We start from the raw sequence: 5,430 nt of genomic DNA, 5'->3' as shown, positions 1-5,430 counted from the left end.
CCCCGCCGCGGGGGTCCGCGGCTGCGCGTGCCGGGCCGAGGGCACCAGGGCGTCGAACCCGCCGGTGCGCCACGCCCGCACCCACCGGTCCACGCTGGCCCGCGACACCGTCACCCGCGCCCCGAACGGCCCGGTGTGCTCACGGCCGGCGAGGTCGCGCACCAGCACCCCACGCTGGCGGGTGCTCAGAGAGGCGTCCGCTGCTTCGCGGATCAGCGCGTACCGGAACAACGCGACCTCCCGCGCCTGCTCGGCCCGGCGCGCCTGCTCGTCGCCCGGTCTGTGTCGTCCACTCATTCGCCTTGCCCTCTCCTGGTGCTGAACTGGTCCGCTCGAGGGTGCCCGTACCACCGGGGGCAGCGGCAGGGGTCAACTCGTGTTGCTCACCCCACCCCCCGCTGGCGGGGCCAACAGCAGCCCACCGGTGACCCTGGCGGCGTACTCCCACGGCGGCTGCGGGCACAGCCGTAGGACCGCCGCGGCAGCAGCCCGCCCGATCACCTCGACCGCGTCCGCGACCGGGCAGGCCTGCGGCACCAGCGGCCCAGCCAGAGGGTCCAGCTCGTGCAACAGCCGGGTGAACCCCACCCGCAGCTGCTCCGATCGGGAGGCGAAGCGGCGCAGCCAGCCCCGCACCGTGGACACCGGCCGGCCCAACCGCCCCGCGACGCTGCGGTGACCTGCCCCACCCGCCTTGGCCTCCAGCGCGGCCCCGATCACGCAGACCGCGTCCGCGCGCCGCGACAACCACACCTGCGCCAGCAGCACGTGCGTGCTCCCGCACGAGGCACACCGGCCCCGCCGCGGACGGTGCCGCACCGTCCCAGCCGCTCCCCGCGAGGACCGCCACCGAGCGTGCCCCCAAGGGGACAGCACACCCGTACACGACGGGCACACCAGCTCCCCGGCCACCAGCAACCGTTCGGCCTCGATAGGGTCGTTGCCTACCATCAGCATGGGTGCCCTCCAAGCACCAAGTGACGGCCCTCCTGCTCGCCAAAGCTTGGGAGGGCCGTCGCGTGTCCTCAGCGCATCATCACGCTCTTGACGCCAACCGTAGAGACCCCACCCAGATCACGCGTCGTCAACCGCAGTGACGCCCAGACACACCCACATGGTCAACCAGGGGGTCGCTCAACACTCCTCGCGCCCTTCGCCACTACCACAAGATCGGACTGCTCCCCGAGGTGCCCCGCGACACCAACGGGTACCGGCGCTACGGCGCGCGAGATCTCGTGACTGTGCTGCGGATACGCCAACTGTCTGCGAGCGGGGTACCGCTGCGCGACATCGGAAATCTCTTGGGGGGGGAGGTCGGCCAGGACCAGCTCCTGGCCGAGCTCGACAAGCAGCTCGAGGATCAGGCCGAACGGATCCGCATTCAGCGGAAGATGCTGGCGGACCTGCGCCGGACCAGCCCCCGGACCGGGATGCGTCAGCCGAACGGTGGTCCCCCCGCCTCCAGCCAGTCGTTCGATCACGACGTCTGGACACTCGCGACGGCGTCCGGCGCGATTGACGCAGACACCGCCACAGCGATGCTCGACGCTGTCCATGATGGGCCACTCGCAACGGACGCGGCGGCTTGGTTCGGACAGTTCGAGGACCTCAAGGACCAGACCCATGTAGACGAGGCGACAGCCGAACACCTGGTGGGGCAGATGGTGAGCTTCGGCCTTGCCGCTATGGACGCGACGGGCCCGATCCCTGCCGCTGGCGAGCAATCGACCATGGCTGCGGCGATGGAGCAGCTCGAGATCGAGGGGCTGAGCCCGGCGCAGCAGGTCGTCTGGGCCCGGTTCCGAAGCACCCTCCAGAACCGCGTCGGCGACGGAGCCGCGGTCCGCGAGTGACGACAGCGTTGGCCTGCAGGTGCGCACCCGACGACCTGAGAAGGAGATTCACATTCATGACACATGACCACCCAAGCCGTGGAGCGGCAGCGCCACGACGACAACGCCCCAGGAGTGCTCAGGATGAGCGAGGTCGAGGGGATCACCAAGACGTACGGCCAGGTGCGAGCCGTCGACGGAATCAGCTTCACCGCAGCCGACGGTCGTGTCACCGGCTTCCTCGGCCCCAACAGGGCGGGAAGGTCCACGACGATGCGCATGATGGCTTGGCTGGAGAGGCCGGACGTCGGCACGTGCACGGTGGGAGGCAGCAGCCCTAGGGACCTCACCGACCCGATCCGGACCATCGGCGTGCTGCTCGATGGCCAGGGCGGAATCCCGGGGGCTGCGCGCCCGGGACTATCTCCGAACGGTCGCGGCACCCGCCAGGATCTCCGGGGCGCGGGTCGACGAAGTTCTCGAGCAGACCGGCCTGCTCTATGCCGCCGGCCGGAGGATCCGCACGTTCTCCCTGGGCATGAAACAGCGTCTGGGCATCGCGACAGCGCTGCTTGGTGACACGGACCATTTCGTCCTCGATGAACCGATCAACGGTCTGGACCCCGAGGGTGTCATCTGGGTCAGGGGCCTGCTTCGGGACCTGGCCTCGGAAGGCAGGTGCGTCCTGCTCTCCTCGCACCTGATGCCCGAACTCGAGCAGTGCGTCGACGACCTGGTGATCATCCAGAACGGCCGACTGGTCGCGAAGGGGCATCTCGCTGAGATCATGTCCACCCACGAGCACACAGTGGTCGTGGACAGCGCGGACAACGGTCGACTCATCGAGAAGCTCGTGGCGGCGGCGCGCACGCCACCGGCGACGGGAATCAACTCGTCGTCCGCAACCTCGACCGCTCTGCCGTGGGCAGGCTGGCCCACCAAGCGGGGATCCCGCTGCGACTCTTCACGCAAGAACAAGGCCGCCTCGAGGAACGCTACCTCTCACTCGTCGGCACCCAGGAAGGACCAGTCGCACGATGACGCAGTCAAATGTCTCTGCCACCGGCCTCCTGAAGTCGCAGGTCATCCGAGTCACCCGCCAGCCCGGCCAGGTGTGGGGTTTCGCAGGCGCGGCTCTTCTTCTCGTCTTGGTCGCTGCACTCGCCTCCGTGGCGTTCGTCCAAGGCAGTCAGAGCGGCAGCATGGAGGTCACACCCAGAGAGAGATCCGCGAGATCCCCGGCTCGTCGCGTAGCGTCTCGCATTAACTCGACGCGATAGGCGCGCGGTTCACTTCTTACCGCTTCCAGACGTTAAAGCGCAAAACGGAACTCCACCGCGTCGCCCTTCACCAAGGAGTACCCGTCCGAACCACGAACAGCAGGGCAGAGACACCGGCGAAGACCAGCAAGGTGATGCCCATCCAGGGTGCGACCAGACGGCTGGAGACGAGCTCGCCCCCGACCCGAGGAACCAGCGCAGCGAGCCCAGCTGCCTCGATGACCCCCAGGCCGGCCAAGGACAGGTCATCGAGGAAGAATGCCAGGGGCACGAAGTGCAGGGCCACGACGAGAGCCACCCACCAGGCCATCCAGCGGCCCTTACCCCTGCGGTGCAGGAACAGGCAGCCGACCACCGCCAGCAGCACCTCCAGGCCGACGACCAGCCCGAACCACGGGTACCTGCCCTCCAGCGCACTGCCCTCACTCCACCGGGCGGACACCCCGTAACCGAACAGCCCTGCCAGCAGGAGGCCCATCACCGATCCGGCGCCGAGCCAAGATCGCCACGCCGGCGGCGGGTCCTCCTGACCCCAGCCGAACCAGACGAACGCCATCAGACCGAACCATGCGATGGTGAAGCCTCGATCCACCGATCGACTTGGCGCGGTGTGGTGATCCGGCGCGTCGGAACATGAGAATGCCCCTGTGCTGAAACAGAATTGGAGTTCTTCAGGCTTCAGTTCCGTCTCGCGCAAGGGGCATCTCGTAGGTGAAACTCTCTCACACCCTGACCCGCACTTCTGCGGTGTTCGACGACCCGAATCTCGTGTCGTCCGCCGGCCTGGTCCCGGTACTGGCACTGGCCGACCGGGCAGGGCTGCGCCAGCTGGCGGATGAGCACCTGAGCGTGCCGACGGACAAAGGCGCGAACGCTGGGTCGAAGGTGGCCTCGCTCGTGGCCGGGATGGTCGCCGGCGCCGACAGCATCGATGACATGGCCCTGCTGCGCCACGGCGGGATGGGCCGGCTCTTCGCCAAGGCGTACGCGCCCTCGACGCTCGGCTCGTTCCTACGCACGTTCACCTTCGGGCACGTCCGGCAGCTCGATGCGGTCGCCGCACGGTTCCTGCTCGCGCTGTCTCGCCTGGCCGGGCTGACCCCACCGGTCCCGGCACCATTGCCCGCTGGCGACGAGGCGGGAGCGGGCGTCGGGTACGCGTTCGTCGACGTGGACGACACGATCATCGAGGTCCACGGCCACGCCAAGCAGGGCGCCGGGTTCGGCTACACCCGGGTCCGCGGCCTGAACGCGCTGATCGCCACCCTCACCACCGCCGGACACGCGCCCTTGGTCGTAGCGCAGCGGCTGCGCAAGGGCTCTTGTGGGTCGCCCCGCGGGGCGAAACGCCTGGTCGGTGACGCCGTGAAACAGGCCCGCCGCCTGCTCGGCGTGAAGGCGCCGGTCCTGGTCCGGATGGACTCGGCCTACTACGGCCGCGACGCCGTCCACGCGGCGATCACCGGCGGCGCGCACGTGTCCGTCACCGTGCGGGCAACCAGCCCGGTCAAGGCCGCGATCGCCGGCATCGATGACGGTGCGTGGACCACGATCGAGTACCCGGACGCGATCTTCGATGAGATGAGCGGGGCGTGGATCTCGAAGGCGGAGGTCGCCGAGATCGACTTCACCGCGTTCGCCTCCAAGAAGAAGGCCGACCAGGTCCCGGGCCGGCTGATCGTGCGCCGCATCCCCGACTTCAACGCCGACAAGAAGAAGGCGACCGGGCAGGACACCCTGTTCGACACCTGGCGCTTCCACGCGTTCTTCACCACCGTCCCGGCCCATGTGCTGGACACCGTCGCCGCCGACAAGACCCACCGCGGGCACGCGATCATCGAACAGGTCCACGCCGACCTCAAGGGCTCCGCGCTGGCGCACCTGCCCTCCGGGAAGTTCACCGCCAACGCCGCCTGGCTCGTGCTCGCGGTCATCGCGTTCAACCTCACCCGCGCCGCCACCACCCTGGCCTCCGGTGCGACACCCCAGACCTCGAAGCTGGCGAAGGCGACCAGCGCGACCGTGCGTCGCAAGCTGATCCACGTCCCGGCCCGGGTCGCGTCCTCCGCCCGGCGGATCACCCTGCACCTGCCCCAAGCGTGGCCCTGGCACCAGGCGTGGACCCGACTGTTCGACCGCGTCGCCGACCCCCCCGCCACCGCACCGCCCTGACCACCCAGCCGACGACGGCGCGACCCGAGCAACCCCGACGTGGAACACCCCGACAGCGAGGTCGGGCGATCACCCACGCCCCCGCTCGCCTCCTCAGCCCGAGACGACGATCAACCCCACGCCATCAGCCCATCGGTGGATCGAGG

5 protein-coding genes and 2 pseudogenes are annotated in these 5,430 nt (G+C 69.2%); 4 read left to right on the top strand and 3 right to left on the bottom strand.

What is annotated here, in order from left to right; all coding sequences use genetic code 11:
* Both BN11_RS18340 and BN11_RS18335 read right to left on the bottom strand, forming a co-directional pair.
* On the bottom strand, positions 1-297 hold a 297-nt coding region (locus tag BN11_RS18340; RefSeq protein ID WP_157044418.1), incomplete at its 3' end, for a helix-turn-helix domain-containing protein.
* A gap of 72 nt (positions 298-369) precedes the next feature.
* On the bottom strand, positions 370-768 hold the full coding sequence (locus BN11_RS18335) for a helix-turn-helix domain-containing protein (RefSeq protein ID WP_201329304.1): 399 nt from the start codon (positions 766-768) through the stop codon (positions 370-372).
* A gap of 383 nt (positions 769-1,151) precedes the next feature.
* On the opposite strand from BN11_RS18335, the pseudogene BN11_RS18330 reads away from it, so the two are divergent.
* From BN11_RS18330 to BN11_RS21435, 3 genes and pseudogenes are all read left to right on the top strand, one after another.
* Positions 1,152-1,853, top strand: a pseudogene (locus BN11_RS18330) (helix-turn-helix domain-containing protein); the annotation flags it as partial.
* Positions 1,854-1,916: 63 nt separating this feature from the next.
* A pseudogene (locus BN11_RS26210) lies at positions 1,917-2,177 on the top strand (ATP-binding cassette domain-containing protein); the annotation flags it as partial.
* A 37-nt stretch (positions 2,178-2,214) separates the two neighbouring features.
* A complete protein-coding gene (locus BN11_RS21435) occupies positions 2,215-3,099 on the top strand; it encodes an ATP-binding cassette domain-containing protein (RefSeq protein WP_053084179.1) in 885 nt (294 codons plus the stop codon).
* A gap of 80 nt (positions 3,100-3,179) precedes the next feature.
* Here the strand turns inward: BN11_RS21435 and BN11_RS18320 are convergent, their stop codons facing one another.
* Positions 3,180-3,809, bottom strand: coding sequence for a hypothetical protein (locus BN11_RS18320; protein WP_235435538.1), 630 nt, complete (start codon positions 3,807-3,809; stop codon positions 3,180-3,182).
* Positions 3,810-3,823: 14 nt separating this feature from the next.
* Here BN11_RS18320 and BN11_RS18315 point away from each other — a divergent pair, with 14 nt between their 5' ends.
* Positions 3,824-5,284, top strand: a complete 1,461-nt coding sequence (locus BN11_RS18315) for an IS1380 family transposase (protein WP_048698803.1) — start codon at positions 3,824-3,826, stop codon at positions 5,282-5,284.
* Positions 5,285-5,430 lie beyond the last annotated feature (146 nt).

The organism is Nostocoides australiense Ben110, from assembly GCF_001050535.1.
Classification (GTDB): Bacteria; Actinomycetota; Actinomycetes; order Actinomycetales; family Dermatophilaceae; genus Nostocoides_A; species Nostocoides_A australiense.
This window is presented reverse-complemented; position numbering and strand designations above follow the sequence as displayed.

Coding starts and splice junctions, on each gene's coding strand:
- BN11_RS21435 (WP_053084179.1), top strand. CDS start 2,215: ATGGCCAGGGCGGAATCCCGGGGGCTGCGCGCCCGGGACTATCTCCGA.